The 4,573-nt window shown below is 61.4% G+C and carries 4 protein-coding genes and 1 tRNA gene; all 5 read left to right on the top strand.

What is annotated here, in order from left to right; translation table 11 throughout:
- Positions 1-1,815, top strand: a 1,815-nt coding sequence (locus AC5E6W_RS04560; protein WP_491751079.1) for a secretin GspD/PilQ domain-containing protein, incomplete at its 5' end; no start/stop codon positions are given.
- A 161-nt stretch (positions 1,816-1,976) separates the two neighbouring features.
- The gene (locus AC5E6W_RS04555; protein ID WP_491751080.1) at positions 1,977-2,456 is read left to right on the top strand and encodes a type II secretion system protein; all 480 of its coding nucleotides are present in this window, start codon (positions 1,977-1,979) and stop codon (positions 2,454-2,456) included.
- On the top strand, positions 2,450-2,896 hold the full coding sequence (locus AC5E6W_RS04550; RefSeq protein WP_491751078.1) for a type II secretion system protein: 447 nt from the start codon (positions 2,450-2,452) through the stop codon (positions 2,894-2,896). The genes AC5E6W_RS04555 and AC5E6W_RS04550 overlap by 7 nt, the downstream gene beginning before the upstream one ends.
- Positions 2,897-3,079: 183 nt before the next feature.
- Positions 3,080-4,330: a M48 family metallopeptidase gene (locus AC5E6W_RS04545; protein WP_491751077.1), complete on the top strand. Its 1,251-nt coding sequence runs from the start codon at positions 3,080-3,082 to the stop codon at positions 4,328-4,330.
- Positions 4,331-4,469: 139 nt separating this feature from the next.
- A tRNA-Leu gene (locus AC5E6W_RS04540) sits at positions 4,470-4,551 on the top strand.
- Positions 4,552-4,573: the final 22 nt, after the last annotated feature.

Raw genomic sequence — 4,573 nt, 5'->3', positions numbered from 1 at the left:
GTCATCTTCGATCCCGACTACACCTCCAAGCGCATCCCCGTCGATCTCACCAGCGTCACCCTCGGCGACGCCTTCCGTATCGTCGGAACGCTCTCCGGAACCTTCTGGAAGCCCGTCACCTCCAACACCATCTTCGTCGCCCAGAACAACCGCACCAAGCGCACCGAGCTCGACGACCTCGCCGTAGAAACCTTCTACCTCACCAACGTCGCGCAGCAGAACGACGCCAACGAAATCCTCGTCGCTCTCCGCAATCTCTTCGATCCCACCACGAAGATGTTCCTCATCGCCAGCCAGAACGCCATCGTCATGCGCGCCACGCCCGAAGAGCTCATCCTCGCCGAAAAGATCATCAACGACCTCGACCGCACGCGGCCCGAGGTCGTCGTAGACGTAGCCGTACTCGAAGTCAGCCGGCAGCTCGAGCGGAACCTCGGCATCACGCTTCCGACGAGCTTCGGGCTGACTCCGCAGTACAGCAACGCCAACACCACAAGCGCTTCCACCACCGCAACGACCACCACCACAAGCACCTCCAGCATCACCCTCAACACCCTCGGCAACCTCAACGCCACCAACTTCGCCGTGTCCCTCACTGGCGGTCAAGTCAACGCGCTGCTCTCGGACTCCGACACCCGCATCCTGCAGAACCCCCGCGTACGCGCCACGGACGGCCAGGCCGCCACGCTTAAAATCGGTTCCAAGATTCCCGTAGCCACCGGCTCCTACTCCGCCGGCGCCGCTATCACCACCGCCTCACTCGGCGTGCAGACCCAGTTCACCTACCTCGACGTTGGCGTCAACATCGCCATGACTCCAACCGTTCACTATGACCGCGAAGTTTCGCTCAAGATGAAGATCGAAATCTCCGCGCAGAACGGCTCCGTCACCATCTCCGGCGTCACCGAGCCGATCATCTCCCAGCGTGTCGTCGAACAGGTCATTCAGCTCAAGGACGGCGAGCCCTCCATTCTCGCCGGCCTGCTCCAGCAGCAAGACACCAAGACCGTCAGCGGCACCCCGGGCCTCGGCGAAATTCCCTTCATCAAATACTTCTTCTCTTCGCAGGACAAGGTTCAGCAGTCCGATGAAATCGTCTTCCTGCTCATCCCACACATCGTCCGCGAATCCATACTCACCGCCGAAAACACCCGCCCCATCTTCGTCGGCGACGGTGGCTCCGTTGAGCTCATCCGCTCGGACCGCTCCAAGCAGATAGCCGCCGAAAAGGCTGCCGCAGCTGGTGTCTCCGGTCCGCTTACCCCCGCGCAGGCCACCACGGCCGCCAACGCTGCTTCCTCCATGATCGGCGAGATCGCCGCCCAGGGGAAACCCATCGCCCCACCCGCAGCGGGCCGGCCCGGTACACCCAACGTTCCCGCCGCGACCGCCGGCAATAACCCGCCGGTCTCGCTCACCGTCATGCCCGGAGTCGTCAACCAGGCCGTCGGTTCTACCTTCCAGGTCGCCATCATGGCCGCTAACGCCAACGATCTCTTCAGCGTCCCGATGCAGCTCCAGTTCGACCCCAAGGTCCTCTCGCTGGTTGACGTCGACGCCGGCGCGCTCCTCAGCCAGGATGGTCAGGCCGTCGCGTTAGTCCACCGCGATGAGGGCAACGGCCTCGTCACCATCTCCGCCTCACGCCCGCCCAACTTCGGCGGCGTCAACGGACAGGGCTCCGTCTGCACACTCACCTTCAAAGCTCTGTCCGCCGGCGACAGCACGCTGGCTCTCGTCAAAATTGGCGCCAAGGACAGCAAGCAGAACAGCCTCCCCACCATCGGCACGCAGGCCGTCGTCCACGTCAAATAGCAGGAGCGGCAATCATGGCGATCCTCAGCAGAAATCCTCGAGGTACAAATCAGCCGTCGGCATGCCGAGGGCGTTCATGCCGCGTACTTTTCGGATTAGGTCCGGGCTTTAGCCCGGACATCAAAGAAGCTAAAAGAAGAGGCTTTAGCCCCGGGCCTTCCCTGGGCCCTGCTAAAGATACTCAGAACAAACTCTGGTCTTCCGAGACTGGCGTCACGCTTGTGGAGCTGATCATCGTGATAACCATCCTCGGCATCCTCGCCGGTGCCGCCGTTCCCGTCGCCCGCTTCCAGGTAAAGCGCACCAAAGAACGCGAACTCCGCCGCGACCTCTGGGAGATGCGCGACGCCATCGACAAGTACAAGGACGTAGCCGACAAAGGCCTCATCCAGACCAAGGCCGACAGCAACAACTACCCGCCTGATCTGCAAACACTGGTAGACGGCGTGGAGATCCAGACCAAGAAGATGCGCTTCCTCCGCGCCATCCCCATAGACCCCATGACCAAGTCCACCGACTGGGGTCTCCGCTCCAACCAGGACGACGCCGATTCCACCAGCTTTGGCGGCCAGGACGTTTTCGACGTCTACTCTAAGAGCGACGGCACAGGCCTCGACGGAACGAAGTACAACACATGGTAGCCATGCCCAAATTCGGCCGCAATAAAACTCTGGGCCCTGGGCCCTCCGCCCTGGACCCTGAAAAAGGCTTCACGCTCATCGAGCTGATCATCGTCATGGCGATCATCGGCATCCTTGTTGTCATCGCGATCCCCAACTACACACGCGCCGTCCAGCGCGCCAAGGAAGCCGTCCTCAAAGAGGACCTCCACACCATGCGCACGGCCATCGACAGCTACACCGTCGACAAGGAAAAGGCCCCGCAGGGCCTGGACGACCTCGTTCAGGCCGGCTACCTCAAGACCGTCCCCGTCGATCCCATCACCGGCCACAACGACACCTGGATCACCGGCCAGTCCGACACCCTCACCGACATCAACGAAACCCAGGGCGGCATCGACGACGTCCACTCCGGTGCCCAGAACCTCGCTTCGGACGGTACTTCGTACAACACCTGGTGACCCCTTTGTTGTCATCCCCGCAGGTGATCTGCGTTTGCCTTTGCTTTTCTTTCTGTCATCCTCGCAGGGGATCTGCTTCTAGCCTGGGCCAAATGCCACTTTCGCCCCTGTACACAAACTCCAAAAATAAGCGTCTAATAGTGAAGCAGAGCCCCGTCAAAGGCGGCTCCGTGGAGCCCCTACATGCGCCTACTTGCTCTCGCCGCCCTTCTTTCGGTCCCGGTTACGGCTGCTTTCTCGCAGCAGTCTACTACCCCCGCGACGCAGACAAGTCCCGCGCCCGCTCCCAGCCAGACCCCCACAGACACAACCACGTCCCAGACCCCCGCGGCCGCACCTGCTGACGGCACCACCCCGACCATCAGCAGCGATCCCACCAAGCCCACCAGCACCGACAAACCCTCCACCGATAAATCGGATAAGTCCAAAAAGACCGACACTACAGCCACCGACAAACCCGACGTCATGCCGAACCCCGGCGAGGCCCTCGACCCCAACATCAAGAAGGGCAGTGAAGAGGACGTCAACGCCGTCGGAACGCGCAACATTGGCGGTCGTGGCATGGGCAACTGGTATTCGCCCAACTGGGAAGTCGGCACCGGCAAGCAGTACTCCATGGAAGTCGAAAAGTCCTCGCACCTTGTTACGGACCCGGTCGTCGTCGAGTACATCAATCGCGTCGGCCAGAACCTGGTCAAGAACTCCGACGCCAAGTTCCCCTTCACCATCAAGGTGCTCGATACGGACGAAATCAACGCCATGGCGCTGCCCGGCGGCTTCTTTTACGTCAACTCCGGCCTGATCCTCGCCTGCGACTCCGAAGACGAGCTCGCCGGCGTCATGGCGCACGAAATCTCGCACGTAGCCGCCCACCACGCCGCCCGGGAGATGACCAAGCTCAATTACATGCAGATCGGCTCCATCCCCCTGATGATCTTCACGCAGGGCACCTGGACCGGCTACGGCATCTACGAGGCCGCCCAGCTCGCCGTCCCCATGACCTTCCTCATGTTCTCGCGTGAGTACGAAGCGGAAGCCGACTACCTCGGCATCCAGTACATGTACCGCGCCGGCTACGACCCGCAGGGCATGGTCTCCATTTTTGAAAAGCTTTCGGCTCTCGAAAAGCACAAACCCGGCGCGCTTTCCCGCGCCTTCAGCGATCATCCGGCTACGCCTGACCGCATCGCCGCAGTCGAAGAGGAGATTGCGACCATCCTCCCGGCCAAGCCTGATTACCTGGTGACGACCTCGGAGTTCGACAACGTCAAGGCCCGTCTGGCCCGCATCCAGAACAAGCGCGGCCTCAACGACAAGAAGAACGGCAACAAGCCCACCCTGCGCCGTGCCAGCACGACCAACAACCCCAGCTCTAACAATCCCAACGGCTCCAGCTCTGGCGACGACACGCCGACACTAGGCCGCCGCAACTAGTCCGCGCTGGTGCCGTTGCTTTTCGTTCTGTCATCCTCGTAGGGGGGATCTGCTTTTATGGCGCTGGGCTTCGGCCTTTAGGTCAAGGTAGGCTCACACATTGCCAGCAGCCCATATTCCCGCTACGCTTAAGCTCACCGCGGGAGTGGTGAAATGGCAGACACGCAGGTCTTAGAAGCCTGTGCTTCGGCGTGGGGGTTCGAGTCCCCCCTCCCGCACCAAATTTTCAACGAGATACGAGCA

The sequence above is a fragment of the Bryocella sp. genome (genome assembly GCF_058498515.1).
The sequence above is the reverse complement of the archived record's forward strand: the minus strand, read 5'-3'. Positions and strand labels throughout refer to the sequence as shown.

What these genes read in the sequence shown, in the direction of transcription:
- AC5E6W_RS04545 (WP_491751077.1), top strand. Translation starts at nt 3,080, where the DNA reads ATGCGCCTACTTGCTCTCGCCGCCCTTCTTTCGGTCCCGGTTACGGCT.
- AC5E6W_RS04550 (WP_491751078.1), top strand. Translation starts at nt 2,450, where the DNA reads ATGGTAGCCATGCCCAAATTCGGCCGCAATAAAACTCTGGGCCCTGGG.